An 896-nucleotide genomic window follows, 5' to 3' on the forward strand; every position below is an offset into this window, starting at 1 on the left:
CCGCCGAGCTCGTTGGCGTCCGCCGTGATGTCGCGGAAGCCGCGCACGCCCGGTGCGGGCGGCAGCGGCGGTGGCGGTCCCATGTCCGGCGGACGGCGCCCACCAGCGCGATCACGTCCGACCGGCGGAGGCTCCGGCATCGACGACGGGGCCGGCGGACCCGGCTGCCGCGGCGCGTCGAAACGCGGGGCCCGCGGCGCACGCGGGGCGTCGCCCTGGTCATCGACATTGAAGGAGGGCCGGTCAGCCCGCGGCGGCGGCGGAGCCGGACGGGTGCGCGGCGGGGCAGCCGTTTGCGGCGCGGGCGAGTTGCCCTCGGTGGCGCGGGTGCTGGCGCGGCGGAAGGCGTCGCCGCTGCCGCTGCTGCGGGCGCCGCCAGCGGGGCGCGAGGCCTCGCGGGCACGCTGGGCCGCCTCTGATTCGACCTTGCGGACGGCCTCTTCCAGCGAGAGGCGCTCGCGGGTGATCTCGGATTCCGAGAGCGGCGGCTGCACGCTGCGGAGCTGCGCGATCAGCGCCGTGCGCGCCCGCTCATAGAGCGCGCGACGGCTCTCGCCGGGAGCGTTGGGGTCCAGGGCGGCAATAGCGCGGGCGATCAGCGGGTAGTAATCAGCCATTTCTACTCAATTATACGCGCGTCCCGGTAAGAGATCGTTAAGCCTCAAACGGATTTTGTACCAGGATAGTATCCTCGCGTTCGGGGCTGGTGGAAAGCAGCGCCACCGGGCACCCCACCAATTCCTCGATCCGGCGGACATATTTGATCGCCTGGGCCGGCAGCTGGGCCCAGGACCGCGCATTGGCGGTCGGCTCCTTCCAGCCCTCGATGGTCTCGTAGATCGGCTCGACCCGGGCCTGGGCGCCTTCGCCCGCCGGGAAATGATCGATCTCCTTGC

1 protein-coding gene and 1 pseudogene are annotated in these 896 nt (G+C 72.2%); both read right to left on the reverse strand.

Annotation, left to right across the window (positions count from 1 at the left end; all coding sequences use genetic code 11):
• Positions 1-617 (reverse strand): annotated as a pseudogene (locus IVB32_RS19050) (hypothetical protein); the annotation flags it as partial.
• Between the two features lie 37 nt (positions 618-654).
• On the reverse strand, positions 655-896 hold a 242-nt coding region (locus IVB32_RS19055; RefSeq protein WP_247410920.1), incomplete at its 5' end, for an adenylosuccinate synthetase.

Origin of the sequence: Bradyrhizobium sp. 23 (assembly GCF_023073295.1) — a bacterium.
Lineage (GTDB): Bacteria > Pseudomonadota > Alphaproteobacteria > Rhizobiales > Xanthobacteraceae > Bradyrhizobium > Bradyrhizobium canariense_D.